This window comes from Xanthomonas maliensis (assembly GCF_009192945.1).
Classification (GTDB): Bacteria; Pseudomonadota; Gammaproteobacteria; order Xanthomonadales; family Xanthomonadaceae; genus Xanthomonas; species Xanthomonas maliensis.
Genome location: NZ_NSET01000023.1, coordinates 1 through 15,859 on the forward strand (window position 1 = coordinate 1; position 15,859 = coordinate 15,859).

General features: G+C 66.8%; 12 protein-coding genes. 6 read left to right on the forward strand and 6 right to left on the reverse strand.

The annotated features are described in order from the left end of the window. The 4 genes from CKY51_RS07585 to CKY51_RS07605 all read right to left on the reverse strand — a co-directional run. On the reverse strand, nucleotides 1-1,336 hold a 1,336-nt coding region (locus CKY51_RS07585), incomplete at its 3' end, for a T6SS effector BTH_I2691 family protein (protein ID WP_280524686.1). Further along, a complete protein-coding gene (locus tag CKY51_RS07590) occupies nucleotides 1,333-2,295 on the reverse strand; it encodes a DUF4123 domain-containing protein (protein WP_152249065.1) in 963 nt (320 codons plus the stop codon). The genes CKY51_RS07590 and CKY51_RS07585, both read right to left, overlap by 4 nt. Before the next feature lie 9 nt (nucleotides 2,296-2,304). Then, the gene (locus CKY51_RS07595) at nucleotides 2,305-5,058 is read right to left on the reverse strand and encodes a type VI secretion system Vgr family protein (RefSeq protein ID WP_152249066.1); all 2,754 of its coding nucleotides are present in this window, start codon (nucleotides 5,056-5,058) and stop codon (nucleotides 2,305-2,307) included. A 1,676-nt stretch (nucleotides 5,059-6,734) separates the two neighbouring features. Next, complete coding sequence (locus CKY51_RS07605) at nucleotides 6,735-7,757, reverse strand: site-specific integrase (protein ID WP_038219532.1); 1,023 nt, start codon at nucleotides 7,755-7,757, stop codon at nucleotides 6,735-6,737. A 117-nt stretch (nucleotides 7,758-7,874) separates the two neighbouring features. On the opposite strand from CKY51_RS07605, the gene dusA reads away from it, so the two are divergent. The 6 genes from dusA to CKY51_RS07635 all read left to right on the forward strand — a co-directional run bounded on the left by dusA (nucleotide 7,875) and on the right by CKY51_RS07635 (nucleotide 14,576). Beyond that, complete coding sequence (dusA, locus tag CKY51_RS07610; protein WP_022971117.1) at nucleotides 7,875-8,861, forward strand: tRNA dihydrouridine(20/20a) synthase DusA; 987 nt, start codon at nucleotides 7,875-7,877, stop codon at nucleotides 8,859-8,861. 265 nt (nucleotides 8,862-9,126) lie between these two features. Continuing rightward, the gene (locus tag CKY51_RS22650; protein WP_081641324.1) at nucleotides 9,127-9,450 is read left to right on the forward strand and encodes a hypothetical protein; all 324 of its coding nucleotides are present in this window, start codon (nucleotides 9,127-9,129) and stop codon (nucleotides 9,448-9,450) included. 72 nt (nucleotides 9,451-9,522) lie between these two features. Then, nucleotides 9,523-10,206 (forward strand): response regulator transcription factor, encoded by a 684-nt coding sequence (locus tag CKY51_RS07620; RefSeq protein ID WP_002808458.1) that lies wholly within the window; start codon nucleotides 9,523-9,525, stop codon nucleotides 10,204-10,206. 74 nt (nucleotides 10,207-10,280) lie between these two features. After that, entirely contained in the window at nucleotides 10,281-11,651 is a 1,371-nt protein-coding gene (locus CKY51_RS07625) for an ATP-binding protein (protein ID WP_031338692.1), read from the forward strand. Nucleotides 11,652-11,798: 147 nt separating this feature from the next. After that, complete coding sequence (locus CKY51_RS07630) at nucleotides 11,799-13,364, forward strand: DUF1800 domain-containing protein (RefSeq protein WP_022971119.1); 1,566 nt, start codon at nucleotides 11,799-11,801, stop codon at nucleotides 13,362-13,364. A gap of 24 nt (nucleotides 13,365-13,388) precedes the next feature. After that, on the forward strand, nucleotides 13,389-14,576 hold the full coding sequence (locus CKY51_RS07635; protein WP_022971120.1) for a DUF1501 domain-containing protein: 1,188 nt from the start codon (nucleotides 13,389-13,391) through the stop codon (nucleotides 14,574-14,576). Nucleotides 14,577-14,729: 153 nt separating this feature from the next. On the opposite strand, the gene CKY51_RS07640 is transcribed toward CKY51_RS07635, so the two are convergent. Together CKY51_RS07640 and CKY51_RS07645 are read right to left on the reverse strand one after the other, a co-directional pair. Continuing rightward, on the reverse strand, nucleotides 14,730-15,488 hold the full coding sequence (locus tag CKY51_RS07640; protein WP_031338696.1) for a M90 family metallopeptidase: 759 nt from the start codon (nucleotides 15,486-15,488) through the stop codon (nucleotides 14,730-14,732). Continuing rightward, entirely contained in the window at nucleotides 15,485-15,766 is a 282-nt protein-coding gene (locus CKY51_RS07645; RefSeq protein WP_052172152.1) for a hypothetical protein, read from the reverse strand. The genes CKY51_RS07640 and CKY51_RS07645 overlap by 4 nt, the downstream gene beginning before the upstream one ends. Nucleotides 15,767-15,859 lie beyond the last annotated feature (93 nt).

A 15,859-nucleotide genomic window follows, 5' to 3' on the forward strand; every position in this document is an offset into this window, starting at 1 on the left:
GCCACGGGCCCAGCACCTGTGTGCGCTGGGCCAGCAGCTCCATTGCGGCCTGGCTGAAGCGATCCGCCTGCCGCTTGAACCCTTGATACGCCGCTGCATCGATGCGCGGCCAGTAGGTGTTTTGCCACTTCTCGCGTGCCTGCCGCTGATAGACCGGCAGCAAGGCCTTGGACAGCCCGTCCCAGGTTCCCTCGTTGGACGAGGCGATGCCGTGTGCGCGCAAGGCCTCCATCCCCGACTGGGTCAGCGCGTTGCCGCCGGCTTGCTCCTGCTCCAGCTCTTCCATGCGTGCGCGACTGGCCTTGGCATATTGGTCCGACAGCACCGCCGCATTACGCTGCAGCAGCGTATCGATCTGCTCGATATGCTCCATCGCGTTGAATTCCATCGCGCGCTCGTCCTTGTAACGCGCCATCGCCGCGACCACATCGTGCCGGTAGCCATTGAGCTCGTGGACCACGCCCACCGCATCCCACAGGCCCAGCAGCATCGGCGTATACGACTGCCGTTGCGCGCCCGGCTTGCCGTTGTGGCTGCTGGCGCACATGCGCGCATAGCGCTCTTGCAACGCCTTGTCGGCCGACGCGCCACTGGTGCCATGGGTGCGCAGCGCCCAGGGGTAGCGCGTGCTATTGGCGCGCAGTACCTCGGCCTTGTAGCCGCCACTCGACGTGCTGACCACCGCCGGCTTGCGGTCGTGCGGAAGTTGCGCTGGCTCGCCGACCTCGCCATCGAAGCCGCGATACTCCAGCACCGATTTCAAGGTGTCCGCACTGGACAGCGGCACCGTGTCGCCCTTGGCCTGCGGCGCACCGATCCACTGCTTGGGCGTGATCGGCTGCATGCGCTCGGCGCGCAAGGTGGCATCGTTGGCATAGCGCTTGAGCGTGGCTGGCGTCAGCACATGCTCGGAGAACATGACCCACACCGTACCGCACAGCTGCGGGTAACGCAGGGTGATGAACTCCATGCGCTCGGCGTTGTGCACCGGCCGCGAGCACGACGGCACACCGCCGCCAATAATGCGCTGCGCCGCCGTCGCCGACGGCTGCCGCCACAGCGTGCCGTTCTCGGCCACCGCATAGGCTTCCCATTGCTTGGCGCCGTACGGGCCGGACTGTTCGTAGAACAGATACAGCATGCCCTGCCGCAAGGTGCGCACCGCGTAGGTGTAGCCGGCGGACGAGACGTCCTCCTGGGTACCGCGGCCTTTGGCGAACGGCCCCAGGCCCGCACCCGGGCAGGAGGTCGGCACTACCGTATAGCGCACCGGCAGGATGACCAGGCCGGAGCTATTGCAGACATCGCACGGCGTGGAAGTGTCGTTCTGTGTCATGGCGTGATGCGCTCCTGCGTCGAGGGGGCCTGAAAGTTGCCCGCTTCCATTCCGATGCCCTGCCAATGGGCATCGTCCAGTTGATTGGCCAGCTCGGTGTAATCCTCGCCTGCGCTGACCTGTTCCAGCAGGGCCTGCACCTGCCGGTGTCTATAAAAACCGGGGCCCAGATGCAAGGCCTGCCATGCGAACAGATCCAGGCCGGCACCGGGACGCAGACCTCGGCGAACGCCATGCTGGACGGCAAGCACCGCCGCGGAGAACTGCTCGCGCACGATCTGCGCGCCTTCGCTGTGGGTGCGGACCCATGCCTGGTTCAGTGCGCCGATGCCGTCCAGACGTTCCCAGGCCGACGGCGGCAAGACCGCGCTGGGCGTGGTGTCGGATTCTCCACTGACGACCTGCAGGCTCTGCCAACGGTCGATATAGGCGAGGGACGCAATTCCGTTGAGAAAGTAGGCCAACTGCGCCGGCGCGCAGGTCGACCAGAACATATCCGCAACCAGCGGGTCGTAATAGCGCAACCAGCGCGCCATGTGGGTCACGGGGTGGCGAGTCACGGCGGTGGTCGCCAACTGGCGCGTCAACTGGCCGATCGACAGGTCGGAGAAGATCCACTCGCAGGTGCGCTGGATCTGCCCGCGCTCCATCGCCTGCGGCGTGGTGTCGGCCAGCGCCATGTCGACTGCCAGGGCGGACAAGGTTGCATGCGCGCCGCGCTCCAGATCCAGTGCGAACACGACCGGCCAGAAGCGCTCCGGCAGCTTGTCGATCCTGACCGCCACCGGCGTCACCGCCGCATCCTCGATGTGTTGACGGAAGCGGGTGTCGTGCGCGTCGTTGCCGCCGCTGGGCTGCATCAACAGGTAGCAGTGCGCACTGCCCGCTTGCGCGGCGAGTGCGTGCAGGCGTTCGTTGGCATCCTCGGCACCAAGACCTTGGGAAGGAGACTGGATCATTGCGGCGGCTTATCCAAGATCCACGGCGGCTTCGGAACGCAGCTGCGCGCTGACCAGACTCGGATCGCAGCCCTTGAACTGCGCCTGCGGAATCGACGCCGTCGCGCTGCTTCCCTGCGGCCCCAACCACTCCCGCTTGCCGCCCTTGAACTCCACCTTGCCCGGTGCGCCGAGTTCGATGTTGTCGCCTTCCAGCCGCAGGTAGGCGCCGGCGGCGGTGGCCAGCAGGTGCTTGGTCGGGGCCGACAAGGCGATGTCGGCGGTGGTGCTGACGAGGCGCACCTGGGTCTTGGCCGCCAGGGTGGCGGTGTTCTTGTGCGCGCGTGCGCTGACCGTGCCTTGGGCGGCGTGCAGGGCGATGCCGGTTTCCTGGTTGGGGCTGCCGGCGGCGGCCTTGCTGCCCTGGGTGTACAGCACCAGCCCGCCGGCCACCGCCAGCACCAGGTGGCCCTGGCTCAGCCAGTTCAGTGCGCTGCCGGCCAGCAGCGTGGTCTGCGTGCCCGACACCCATACCTGGTCGGCGGGGGTCAGGCTCATCACGCCGGCCTGGCCGCTGCCCAGCAGCACCGGGGCGCTCCAGCCGGGCACCTCGCCGCTGCCGCCGCCGATCTCGCCGGCCGCGCTGCCGCTGTGGGTGGCCTGCAGGTGCTCCTGCAAGGTCTTCAGGCCGTCCTGGGTCGGCAGCGCCTCCGCCTCGTTCGGCAGGCCCGCCTGCTGGGTACGGGCGGCGTCGTTGAGGCTCTTGAGCAGGTCGCTGCCCTGCTGCAGTTGGCTCAGCGCGCCGGTGGCGGCCAGCTGCGTGTTGCCCGGTTCGCTGGTCAGCAGCAGGCCTTGGCCGGCGCGCAGGGCGCCGGCGGCCTGGCTGGACAGCTCCGCGCCGAAGCCGCGCTCGTCCTGGCGGACGTTGTCACTGCCGCCCTTCAGATGGCCCAGCGTCAGCGTGCTGGCATGTTGGGTGGTGGACAGCTGGGCGCGGCCCTGGCCGGGGGTGTCGTCCAGCCGCAGTTGTTGGTAGCCGCCGGTGCCGGACTGGCTCTGCGCCAGCGCCTGGCTCTTGAAGCCGGTGAACACCGCGCCGTGGTCGTTGCCGTCGAACCAGGCCGGCGCATTGCCGGTGGCGCCGGCACCGCCGCCGCCGAGCTGGTTGTGCGCGGCGTTGTCCTGGCCGCGGCCGTTGTACAGCGCACCGACCACCACCGGGCGGTCGATGTCGCCTTCCAAAAATCCCACCAGCACTTCCTGGCCCTGGCGCGGCAGCACCACCCCGCCCCAGTTGTCGCCGGCCCAGGGCGTCATCACCCGCACCCAGGTCCAGGCTTGACCGCTGCCGGGGGCGTTGTCCTCGCCGCTGGGGTGGGCCTGCCCGCCGCTGGCGTTGCCGCCGCGCTGCCAGGGGAATTGCACCTTGATGCGGTGGTCGCGGTCGGACTGCAGCGGCGCGCCGTCGCTGACCACGATCGCGCTCAGCGTGCCGGTCACGGTCGGCTTGGGATGCAGGCGGGCGCCGTGGCCGTCTTCGGTCTGCGGGCGGTAGGTCAGCGTCTGCGGCAGCGCCAGCAGCCGGTTGTCGTAGAAGTCGCTCTCGGCCGGCAGCGGGGTGTCGGTGTCGGCCAGTCCGCGCAGCGCTGGCGGCAGGGCGACACCGGGCGCGGCATGCGGGCCGAGCAATTGCTCCAGCGCATCGAACACCTCGGCGCCGAGGTTGTTGCGCGCGGCATGTTCGACCTGCAGGCACAGGAACTGCGCATCGGCGTCCACGCCCGGATGCTGGCTGAGCGCAAAGCGGGTGCCGGGGGCGGCGCGGCGCCAGTGGCCGGCGGCGTGGATCAACTGGCTACGCACGCGCTGCGCATCCAGATGTTGTTGCGCGCGGCGCTGGCCCTGGGCGCGATCGACCCAGCCGTACGGGCCGCTGGTGTCGGCATCCTCGGCGGCGATGCCGTCAGTCGCATTGGCCTCGGCACTGGCCGGGCGCAGGTCCAGGCTGCGGTAGTCCCAGCTGGCGCGCGCCAGCTTGGCCGTGCAGGCGCGGCGCATGATCGCCCATTGCTGCAGGCTGTCCTCGCGCTCGCTGGCATCGGCGCGGTGATAGCGCACGCTGCCGATCGCCGGGGCGGCGTCCACCTGGTCGGCCAGCACCAGGGTGTGGCTGCCCAGCCGCTCGGACGCCGCATCGCCGCTGTGTTCGAACCAGAAGTAGATGCCTTCCTCGGCCAGCAAGCGCTGCACGAAGGCCAGGTCGCTCTCCTGGTATTGCGTGGTCAGGCTGCGCTTGGGATAGACGCTGGCATCGACCAGCGACCAGCGCCAGGCGGCGGTCACCGCGCCCTGGTCGGCGTAGTCGGAGAACACGCTCTCGACGATTTCCACCACGCTCATGTCGTGGAAGACGTAGCTGTCCACGCGCTGGCCCAGCAGCGCCAGCCACGGCTCCACCGTCAAGCGGTAGCGCGCCAGGCCGCCATTGCTGCCGACCTGCGCGATGGCGGTGACGTGGCCATGGAACGGCCGCAACTCGGTGCGCGAGTCGGCGGTGAGCAACTCCAGCAGCACCGGCTTGCCCAGCGCCTGCGCCAATGGCAGACCGGCGTCGGTAGACAGCGCGGTGATCTCCAAGCGGAACCCGCCGCCGTCGATGCGCTCGGTGCCGGCGAAACGCTCGGCCACCAGACGCTCGCCCCCGAAGGGCGTGTGCAAGCGCAGCAAGCGCTCCTGCTGGCCCGGTGCGGCCAGGGCGGACAACACGGTGGCGACCAGATCCATGGAAGCTCCTTGGCTGCGACGAGAGTGTGGCCGCCATGCCGAGCAGGGCGGCGTGCGTGCCCGGCAGACGCGACCAGGCGAGTCCGCAGTCTACACGGCGTCAGCGCCACTGATACCGCGGGTGGTGTGCAGCGGGAGATGGATCACGCACCCACATTACCGGGGCCTCCAGCCATCTGAATATCCACGGGCGCAAAGCCGCTCTGGACAGCGACAAACCGAGCGATCGACGTGGCCCCCAACAGTAACCTGACGCTCCGCCTCCGGCTCGACAGCGACCAGGCGATGACCATGCTGGCCTCTACCACCGGGTTGCTGGGCAATGTGGTCTCCCTGGCCGCCGGCAATAGGGTGGTGGAGGTCTCGGTTACTTCTTCGACCTGTAGGGTGTAGGGGGCTTCTGACGCCACGGCAAGGCTAAGGCCGATACCGGCCTCCAGATGCTAGCGGCAATCTATAGCTGCCGGACGCGGAGCCAAGATGGCCGCTCCCCCGCGTGGCGCCTGAGCAGCGCCAGGCCGGCAGCTTCGCAACAAATTGTGATGAGAAAGACGTGCGTATGGGGCTGATCCTTCAGCCCCATACGGTTACATCACGTTCGTCGCCGCGGACGGCGGCGAAGGTGACGCGTCACGTTCTCCAGCCGCTGAAACCGCCAGCGGGTGTAGCAACGAACGCGCACAGTCTTCGAGATAGCCATGTGGCCTCCGGTTTAGTGCGCCGGAGGAGGAATGGTCGTGCCACAGATGCTCGCCGCACCCCGCAAAATCGCGTCAACTCTGTTGACAGGACCATGCAGCCGCGTTGAGGATAGCTAGGTCGATTTCCCCGCGAAGGTAACGACCAGGCTCACCTGAAGCACCGGAAAGGCAAGCTCCGGCTTACCTTGCCCCGCTTCACGACTGGCGGTGGCGCTTACGAGGCGCCATCGCTAGTCGAGTCTGTTTTGGGAATCACGATTTTCGATAGATTGACGGCCGGATATTTATCTGGTCGGAAAGTGATCCCAACGCCCCCAAGATAGTGGGGCACCCCCAGGGGGTCAACACCAAATGTGCTGGAATCGTCACAAGCCTTGCGGCACTAGGGGCTGCTCAGACGACCGGTCGTGGCGCGTCGGGGGAGGGCGATTCTTACTGCGCTGGTCAAGTCGGGAGAACCCCTGCCGCCTGTTGGGGAATGGGTAAATACCACTCGGCCGGCAGCGCTGATCGTCTCAGCCCATTAGACCGCTGGCGGTAGGATTGCCTGCAACCTCTCACTCGGGTCCTGGCAACGTCAGGACTGCGGATCATGCCTTCTCGAACCGCTCACCGCGCCGCTCTGCAACGATCTAAAGAGCCTTCCGTCATCGCGCCCAAGGGACTAGCGTTGCCGGGCTTGCCGGACGCTATGTATTGGTACAACCCCGTAGACGGCGAGCGCATTGATCGGGACAGGTGGGAGTTGCTGCACGTGGGGCCCGGTGGTACGGACGTGCTTGCAACGGTTCGGCGGCGCCAAGGCGGCGAGGCCGATGTGTCGGTCAAAATGGTGGGAAGCTTCGTCGTACCGCCGGCCGTAACCCTGCCGATCGCTCAGGCTTTCGAAGTGGCGGTAGAGTTTGCGCGCAGGTCTTCAAGGTAGTCCTCTCCCTCTGTTCGCGAGTTACGCTCGGGCGCATCGCTACGACCGATTTAGCCACTTTGCTGGCTTTCACCTGACGGCTTAAGCCGGTGCAGCGACTCTGGCAGCAGATTTGTGTACCGCTTGAGCGACTTCCAGTCGCGGTGCCCGGTGACAATGGAAACCTCTGGGATGCTGTAGCCGCTCTCGAACAGCCGTGATGCGCCCTCGTGGCGCAGGTCATGGAAGTGCAGATCCTCTATCTGCAGGCGCACGCAAGCACGGCGGAACGCGGCGCCGATGCTGTCCGGCTTGTACGGGAAGATCAGCGGCCTATTGCGCTCCTGGCGCTCGATGATGTCCACCGTGCGCCCCAGCAGCGGCACCCGCTGGTTGTTTCCACGCTTCTCTTGCGGGTCCTTGCGGTCGCGGATCAGGATCGTTGGCTTATCGCCAGGCCGGTAGTCTTCCCAGCGCAATGCGACGATTTCGCCCATGCGCATCGCAGAGTCGATCGCGAAGGGGATCAAGTCGCGCATCGGGATGGTGCCCAGGTTGAACAGGAAGAATGCGGCCAGTTCATCCAGCTCCTTTCCCGTCGGCCGCCGGTTGCGCTCCACTGGCTTGGCGATGGCGCCGGCCCGGCGCAGCACTGGCCGCGCGGCAGCCACCACGTCGGGAATCGTCATGTTCCAGAGGGATCGACCCGCCGCCAGCACCTCGCCCAGGAATCCGAGCTCCATGGTCATGGTAGCCGGGCCCGCCTTGCGCTGACCGATGTGGGTGAGGATGTCCTGGCCGGTGAGGGTGGTCACCTCGCGGTCGCCGAGCGATTCCTCCCAGCGTTTGAGGTTGCCGCGCTTTGTCGCGGAGATCGGCCGGAACTTGCCCATCTCTTTCACATATCGGTCGATCAGCGCCGAGAGCGTCATGCTTTCCTGTGGCGGCATGGTTCCGCCCCTGATCGCGTCCTCTGTCAGCCGGGCCCAGTCCTCTGCGGCCTTTCTACCATTGAAAGTCTTCGAGGCGGTAGGATGCCCCTTGATGCGCACGAGCGCGCGCCACTTCTTCCCGCGTCTCTCAATCAGTGCCACCTGGTGCAACCCCCTCTGCTTGGTGCAGTGCGGGTACATTACACCGGGATCGGGCGTGAAAAACAGGGAATTAGCGGGAGTGAAACTGCACCGCTAGTGCACCAAGGATTGCGTAAAATGTTGAATGAAAAAGGAATCCGCCTTTCCGTTGCGCCCATGATGGATTGGACCGACCGCCATTGCCGGGTCTTTCACCGTTTGCTGGCACCGTCCGCGCGCCTGTACACCGAGATGGTGCACGCCAACGCGGTCGTGCTCGGAGATCGGGAGCGGCTGCTGGGCTTCGACCCGGTCGAGCATCCGCTGGCGCTGCAATTGGGCGGCAGCGATCCGGTCGTGTTGGCGCAGGCGGCGCGTATCGCCCAGGACTGGGGCTATGACGAGATCAATCTGAACTGTGGTTGCCCATCGGACCGTGTGCAGGCCGGGCGTTTCGGCGCCTGCCTGATGCGCGAGCCCGCTCTGGTGGCCGACTGCGTCGCGGCGATGGCGGCCGCCACCACGCTGCCGGTGACGGTCAAGTGCCGGCTGGGCGTGGACCAGGACGACGATTACGGGCTGTTCGCCAGTTTCGTCGACCATGTGGTGGCCGCTGGCGCGGCCTTGGTGATCGTGCATGCGCGCAATGCCTGGTTGCAGGGATTGTCGCCGAAGGAGAACCGCGAGGTGCCCCCGCTGCGGTACGACTGGGCGTATCGGCTCAAGCGTGAGCGTCCCGCCTTGCCGGTGGTCCTCAATGGCGGAATTGCCTCGGTCGCTGCGGCGATCGATCACCTGCGCCAGGTGGACGGGGTGATGCTCGGGCGGGCTGCCTATCACGATCCCTATGTGCTGCATTGCCTGGACGCTGCGCTGCAGCAGCGGCCGTTGCAGCCGCGCGCCGAACTATTGGGCTTGCTGCAGCCCTATGTCGTCGCTCAACTGGAGCGCGGTCTGGCGCTCAAGCACATCACCCGGCATCTGTTGGGCCTGTTTCACGGCCAGCCGGGCGGGCGCATCTTCCGGCAGGTCTTGAGCGAAGGCGCACATCGCCCGGGCGCGGGCTGGGACCTTGTGGAACAGGCCTTGCTTAAGACCCAGGCGCAGGCCTCGTTGGCTGCCTGAGTCAATGCGTCAGCGGCTGAGCATCGCGCTGATCGGGGCATCCAGAAGTTCATTTTGCTGAACCGTGTTAACGGGCAGCTAAAAAGTTCAGATCGGATTCACCCCGAAAAATCAAGAATTTGGCTCAATTCGACGGCCGACCACGGCGTGTGCTGTGGCTGTTTTCACGAATTTTGTATGTTCCTGAACAACCCGCTAGGATCAGACCGTGCCCCAGCTTGTCCGCCCGTCTCAGCGTTTTGCCCTGGTGGCCCTGTGTGCCGCCATGGCCGCGCCAGTGGCGTGGGCACAGGGATATCCGGGGCAGCAGGGCGGGCGTGAGGCGGCCGGCGGCCCGCGCGGCGACAGTCGATCCTTCTCGGACACGATTCGCCGTGTGCAGCGTTCCACTGGCGGGCAGATCCTTGGCGCCGAGAGCGTACCGTTTGGCGACCGGCGCCTGACGCGCGTCAAGTATATGGATGGCCAAGGGCGCGTGCGGACGGTCTACGAGCCGGAAGGCGTGCCTCCCGGCACACGTGGTCCAGCAGCTGCACCGCCGCCCGGACCGCCGCCTGCAGATATGCCACCACGCGGCGATAACCGTTAAGCGTGGATAGTGCAAGGCAAACTGACATCAATTCCCTGGCCCCTTGGCCAACAACGTAACTAGGGAGAGTGCATGCGTATCCTTTTGGTCGAAGACGAAGCTCCGCTGCGCGAGACCCTGGCCGCGCGCCTGAAGCGCGAGGGTTTCGCCGTCGACGCCGCGCAGGATGGCGAAGAAGGTCTGTACATGGGCCGTGAGGTTCCGTTCGATGTCGGCATCATCGACCTCGGCCTGCCCAAGATGTCGGGCATGGAACTGATCAAGGCGCTGCGCGACGAGGGCAAGAAGTTTCCGGTGCTCATTCTCACTGCGCGTTCGAGCTGGCAGGACAAGGTCGAAGGCCTCAAGCAAGGTGCCGACGACTACCTGGTCAAGCCCTTCCACGTCGAGGAGCTGCTGGCGCGCGTCAATGCGCTGCTGCGGCGTGCCGCCGGCTGGAGCAAGCCAACCCTGGAATGCGGGCCGGTCGCACTCGACCTGGCGGCGCAGACGGTGAGCGTCAACGGTGCCAACGTCGACTTGACCAGCTATGAGTACAAGGTGCTGGAGTACTTGATGATGCATGCCGGTGAACTGGTCTCCAAGGCCGACCTCACCGAGCATATCTATCAGCAGGATTTCGACCGCGATTCCAACGTGTTGGAAGTCTTCATCGGCCGCTTGCGCAAGAAGCTCGATCCCGACGGCGAACTCAAGCCGATCGAGACCGTGCGCGGTCGTGGTTATCGCTTCGCCATCCCGCGGACGGAAGGCTGAGCTGACGCTTCGCTAGACAGGCAGACGGGGTGTCGGTGCGCTCGAAGTGGTACAGACGCTGGCGACCCCGCTCGCTGCAGGCGCGCCAGTTATTGGCGGCCAGCCTCAGCCTGGTGGCGTTTCTGGCCCTGGCAGGCTACGCGTTGGACGTGGCCTTCGCCGACACCGCCGAAAAGAACCTGCGCGAACGCCTGAAGAACTACGCTTCGGCGTATGCGGCCAATATCGACTTCGTGCGCGATGGCTCGCTGTATATCGGCGGGCAACCGCCGGACCCGCGCTTTGACGTACCCGGCGGCGGCCTCTACGTGGAAGTCGTTCGGCCGGACGAGAGCTGGACCTCGATGTCGGCCGAGGGGCCGAATATTCCGCACGGGCGCATGCTGTCGCCCCGCCAGGAGGAATTCATCGGTCCATTGGAAATGACCCAGATCGACGGCACGCTCGGTCAGGTGTATCGCTACGGGTTGGGCGTGAGCTATGTCGAGCGCGAACACGGTGGCGAAATCCCTTACACGATCTATGTCATGGAAGACGCGCGCTCGATGGGGGCGCAGCTGCGGGTGTTCCGCAGTGCGGTGTGGTTCTACCTGGGCAGTGCCGGTGTGGTGTTGCTGGTGTTGCAGGCGTTCATCCTGCAATGGAGCCTGCGCCCGTTGCGACGGGTGATCAACGAATTGAGCAAGGTGCAGCGCGGCGAAATCCAGCGCATGAGCGAGCAGCATCCGCGCGAACTGGAGCCGCTGACCGAAAGCATCAATGCCTTCATCGAAAGTGAGCGCGACAACCTCGATCGTCAGCGCAATACCCTGGCCGATCTGGCGCACAGCCTGAAGACCCCGTTGGCTGTGTTGCGGACCCAATTGGACAGCGGCGCGTCCGAGCACGATCTGCACGAAGAACTGGATGTGCAGCTGCGGCGCATGAACGACCTGGTGTCTTACCAACTGGCGCGCGCGGCCTCCAGTGGCCACAAGCTGTTCGCTGCGCCGTTGGCGATCGAGCCGACCGCCGAAGAAATCGTGCGCGGCCTGGAGAAGGTCTATTCGACCAAGGGCGTGCTGTGCGAATTCGACATCTCGCCGGAGGCGCGTTTCTATGGCGAGCCGGGCGATCTGCAGGAGTTGCTCGGCAACCTGCTGGAGAATGCCTTCAAGTGGGCGCGCAGCCGGGTGCTGCTGACCGCCCAGCCTGGCCCCACCACCGGTAGCCGACGCGCGGGGCTGATCCTGTCGGTCGAGGACGACGGCCCCGGCATCGCCCCCGAAGACGTCGGCAAGATCCTGCAGCGTGGCGTGCGCGGCGACGAACGTGTGCAGGGCCACGGCATCGGCATGTCGATCGTGCAGGACCTGATCAAGGACTACCGCGGCGAACTGCAGGTGCGGCGCTCGCAGGAGCTGGGCGGGGCACGTTTCGACGTGACCCTGCCGCCGGGCCTGTGAGTTCCCGCGGGTCGGGTCACCGGTCGCGCGCCGCCAACCGGCGTGGCGGATGCCCGCGCATGAATCCTTCGCCAATGAAGCGCCGCGGTCCGACAACCGATTAACGCCTTGCGCGTTGCTCTGACCATACTGCCCGGGAAGTCGCCCATGGAGAATCACATGCCCCTGCGTGGTCGCGCATTACGCCAGAACGTCCCGCGTCTGGCCCTGGGCCTGGCGGCCTGTCTGATCGCACCGGCCAGCCCAGCCTCGGAGCGGACGCTGACCTCGGCGCAGCGCCAGTGGCTGCAGCGGGCCACCTATGGCGTTGACGACGAAGGCGTCACCCAGCTGCAGCAGCTGGGCCAGCACCGCTACGCCGCCTTGCTGCTGGCCCCCAGCGACGATGCGGCGTTGCCCGCGCCAGTGCGCGCGCAGCTGCAGCGTTTCGATGCCCTGCATACGCCGCTGGTCACCTTGTTGACCCAGTACGAAGCCGACAAGCTGCGTCTGCAGGCGATGCCCGATGGCGAAGAAAAGACCGCCGCCAGCAAGGAATGGCGCGCGCGTGGCGGGCAGATGCTGACGCAGGCGCGCCAGGCCCAGCTGCTGCGCGCGGTCTATGCCCCGGATCAGTTGCGCGAGCAGCTGGTCTGGTTCTGGCTCAACCACTTCAGCGTGTATGCCGACAAGGCGCGGGTGAAGTGGATGGTCGCCGACTACATGGAAAATGCGATCCGCCCGCACGCCACCGGCAAGTTCGCCGACCTGGTGATGGCCACGCTGCAAAGCCCTGCGATGCTGGAGTACCTGGACAACGCCAAGAACGCCAAGGGCAAGGTCAACGAAAACTATGCGCGCGAGTTGATGGAGTTGCACACGCTGGGGGTCGATGGCGGCTACACCCAGCAGGACGTGCAGCAACTGGCGTTGATCCTCACCGGCGCCGGCCTGGCGCAGGTCAAGGCCGAGGGCCTGGTGCCGCCGCCGGCCCCGGCACCCGGGCGGCCGCCGGTGGTGCGCGCGGGCTTGTTCGAATTCAATCCTGCCCGCCACCAGCCTGGTGACAAGCAACTGCTGGGACAGCGCATCGCCGGTGGCGGCATGGACGAGATCGCGCACGCCGTGCAGGTCCTGGTGCATCAACCGGCCTGCGCACGTTTCGTCTCGCGTCGGCTGGCCGAATACTTCGTCAGCGATCAGCCGCCTGCGGCGCTGGTCGAGCGGATGGCGCAGACCTTCCAGCGTACCGATGGCGATATCGCCCAGGTGATGCAGACCTTGCTGGCGTCGCCCGAATTCGTCCAGGCGCCGCGCCGGTTCGAAGACCCCAACCGCTTCGTCGTGTCGGGCGTGCGGCTGGCGTATGCGGACCAGCCCATTCTCAATGCCGGGCCGCTGGCGAGCTGGGTGCAGCAGTTGGGCGAGCCGGTGTTCGGGCGCATCACCCCCGACGGCTGGCCACTGCAATCGCCGGCCTGGACCAGCTCCGGACAACTGGCGCGTCGCTTCGAGGTAGCGCGTTCGCTGGGCAGCAACCCGTCGCAGCTGTTTCGCGCCGATGGCGACAGCACGACGCCGGTACCGCCGCTGCAGCGGATCGACGCGCGCGCGCCCTATCGCTGGTGGCAGCCATGGTTGTCGCCGCAGACGCGGCAGGCGCTGGAGCAGGCGCGCACGCCGCAGGACTGGAACGGTTTCCTGCTGTCCTCGCCGGATTTCAACTATCGCTGAGCGGTTCGCCGCGGGAGTTTGCTCATGCAACGACGCCAATTTCTGCTTGCCGGTGCGGCCGCCGCCAGTTTGCCCTGGTCCGGTCGCCTGTTCGCCGCCCCGCGCGATAGCGCGCGCCTGTTGGTCGTGTTCCTGCGCGGCGGCTACGACAGCAACAACCTGCTGGTGCCCTACGCCAGCGATTTCTACTACCAGGCGCGCCCGACCCTGGCGATCGCGCGTCCGAATGCCGACGATCCGCGTGGCGCAATCGCGCTCGATGCGCAGTGGGGACTGACGCCGGTCGTCGCCGATGCGCTGTTGCCGCTGTGGAAACGCAAGCAGGTGGCCTTCGTCCCGTTCGCCGGCACCGACGATCTGTCGCGCAGTCATTTCGAGACCCAGGACGACATCGAGTCGGGCCAGGCCGCCAGCCAGCATCGCGACTACCGCTCTGGCTTCATGGCACGGCTGTCGGGCGTGCTGAGCGGGGTGCCGACCATCGCCTTTACCGATTCGCTGCCGCTGGCCTTCCAGGGCGGCGGCGACTTGCCCAATGTCTCGCTCAAAGGCATCGGCAATCGCGGGCTGGACGAACGCCAGGCGCAGGTGCTGGCAGGCATGTACGCGCAGACGCCGCTGGCCGCGGCCGCGCGCGACGGCTTGGCGTTGCGTCAGCAGGTCACCACGCAGTTGCGCGAGGAAATGGAGCAGGCCGGGCGCGGCGCTGCCAGCGCGCGCACCTTCGCCGACGAGACCCGGCGCATGGCCAGCCTGATGCGCGAACGCTATCGGCTGGGATTCGTCGACGTGGGCGGCTGGGATACCCATGCCAATCAGGGCAGCATCGAGGGCGGGCTGGCCAACAACCTGCGCAATCTCAGCGAAGGCCTGGCGGCCTATGCCGATGCATTGGGACCGGCGTGGCAGGACACGGTGGTGGTGGTGATCTCCGAGTTCGGCCGGACCTTCCGCGAGAATGGCAGCAAGGGCACCGATCACGGCCACGGCACGGCGTATTGGGTGCTGGGCGGCAGCGTGCATGGTGGTCGCATTGCCGGCGAGCAGGTGGCCGTCGCGCAGGAGCAGTTGCTGCAGAATCGCGACTATCCGGTGCTCAACAACTACCGCAGCCTGTTCGGCGGCCTGCTGAGCCGGCTGTGGGGCCTGTCGCCGACCCAACTGGAGCGGGTCTTCCCCGGCGCCAAGCCGCGCGACCTGCGGCTGGTCTGAGGGCGCACCTCGCGCGTGTCGCCGCCGGGGCGGACGCGCTGGCGTGCGATCGCGCGATCACCGACTGCACGATGCGTGCTGCCTTCGCGGCGTGCGCGGGCAATCCCCATCGCGCCCCCGTCTAGCGGCGCATCGCGACCGCACCGGCGCGGGTCATCGGTGGTGGTCGGCGAACGGCGACGGGCCGTAGAGCGTGGTCAGGTGTGCCGCTACCTGCGGCATGTGGGCCGCGAGGACCTGCGGTGCGGAGAAGTGGTATTCGCTGAGCACGGCGAAGAACTCCTCCGGTGCCTCGGCCGCATAGGGATCGATGACGGTCTGCGCGTCGGCATCGACCTGCTGGCAGAACGCGTCGTATGCCTGCTGGAAATCGTGCGCCCACGCGCGGCGCATGGACGCTGGCAGCGGTGGCGTGCCATCGAGCGCTCCGTCCAGTGCGTCGAGTTTGTGCGCCATTTCATGCACGACCACATTGAAACCGGCGTGCGGGTCGGCCAGATCGGCCTGCAGGTCCGCCCAGCTGAGGATCAGCGGCCCCTGCTGCCACGCCTCGCCGATCAGTGTGTCTTCCCATTGATGCAAGACGCCAGCGGCGTCCAGATGGGTGCGCTGCACGCGGAAGGCGTCCGGATAGAGGATCAGCTGCGACCAGCCACGCCAGCCGGCCGCGCCGATTTCCAGCAGCGGCAGACAACAGGTGGCGGCCAGCAGCACGCGATCCTGCGGCTGCAGGTGCAAGCCAGCCAGCGGCGAGAGGGTCTTTTCGTGCAGGAAACGCGTTGCCAGTGCGCGCAGGCGGTGCTGGCGGTCGGGATCCAGGGCGGCGACCCAGGCGCAGGTCGCCACGACCGGCTGCCAGACGTCATCGGCAATGGGTTCAGGTCGGACCAGCCGCCGCAGCCACTGGATCAGCGGAACATCCCGGGCAGCAGGCTGTGCCAGCGCGGCATCATGCGCATGCGCGGCATCAGGGCGTCGCTGTCGCCACCACCGCCTCCGGTCGCCGTGGTCGGGGTCGGCTTATGGGCAGCCGCACGCGGCGGTGCAGCGCTGTCTTCGCCGGGCGTGCGGCCGTGTGCGGCGGAGTTGGTGCTGATGCAGCCTTCGCGATCGCCGTCGACCACGCGGTCCGCTGCCAGGGCGGCAAGCGGAGCCAGGCTCAGGAGCAGGCAAACCGTCATTCGGCGCATCGTCCACATCCAGGCAGGCGCGTGAGATCCCGATCATAACGCGCTTTTCACCCGCCCAGGCAAGCCGTGCTGGGCGCATTCCCGCCCTTGCCG

What these genes read in the sequence shown, in the direction of transcription:
- CKY51_RS07590 (WP_152249065.1), bottom strand. Translation starts at nt 2,295, where the DNA reads ATGATCCAGTCTCCTTCCCAAGGTCTTGGTGCCGAGGATGCCAACGAA.
- CKY51_RS07595 (WP_152249066.1), bottom strand. Translation starts at nt 5,058, where the DNA reads ATGGATCTGGTCGCCACCGTGTTGTCCGCCCTGGCCGCACCGGGCCAG.
- dusA (WP_022971117.1), top strand. Translation starts at nt 7,875, where the DNA reads ATGTTGAATGAAAAAGGAATCCGCCTTTCCGTTGCGCCCATGATGGAT.
- CKY51_RS22650 (WP_081641324.1), top strand. Translation starts at nt 9,127, where the DNA reads ATGGCCGCGCCAGTGGCGTGGGCACAGGGATATCCGGGGCAGCAGGGC.
- CKY51_RS07620 (WP_002808458.1), top strand. Translation starts at nt 9,523, where the DNA reads ATGCGTATCCTTTTGGTCGAAGACGAAGCTCCGCTGCGCGAGACCCTG.
- CKY51_RS07630 (WP_022971119.1), top strand. Translation starts at nt 11,799, where the DNA reads ATGGAGAATCACATGCCCCTGCGTGGTCGCGCATTACGCCAGAACGTC.
- CKY51_RS07635 (WP_022971120.1), top strand. Translation starts at nt 13,389, where the DNA reads ATGCAACGACGCCAATTTCTGCTTGCCGGTGCGGCCGCCGCCAGTTTG.
- CKY51_RS07645 (WP_052172152.1), bottom strand. Translation starts at nt 15,766, where the DNA reads ATGCGCCGAATGACGGTTTGCCTGCTCCTGAGCCTGGCTCCGCTTGCC.